Origin of the sequence: Halorubrum sp. SP3, from assembly GCF_005435195.1 — an archaeon.
Lineage (GTDB): Archaea > Halobacteriota > Halobacteria > Halobacteriales > Haloferacaceae > Halorubrum > Halorubrum sodomense.
This window is the reverse complement of the sequence record NZ_SGTU01000307.1, coordinates 1-240: the sequence shown is the minus strand read 5'-3', so window position 1 is coordinate 240 and position 240 is coordinate 1. Positions and strand designations below refer to the sequence as shown.

The following is a 240-nucleotide window of genomic DNA, read 5'->3' as shown; positions in this document are numbered from 1 at the left end:
CCAGCCGTATCCGGGGACTTGTGTGTCGGGTTCGCCGTCTCCGTCCGTGTCAACGTAGCTGAACACGGTGTTGAACACGAGGTCGTTGAACCACGGAACGCCGGTACCGATCGCGGTCAAGTCGGCATCACCGCCCGGTGCGGCGAGCGTGATCGCGTTCGTCCCGTAGTTCGTGTAAAACGCCGGGCTCTCGGCCGGGGCGACCAGATCGCTCGTCTCCCCGTCACCGTCCGCGTCCCA

The 240-nt window shown here is 65.4% G+C and carries 1 pseudogene; it reads right to left on the bottom strand.

Features of this window, described 5'->3' with window-relative positions:
• Positions 1-240: pseudogene (locus tag EXE42_RS19480) on the bottom strand (peptidase S8 and S53 subtilisin kexin sedolisin); the annotation flags it as partial.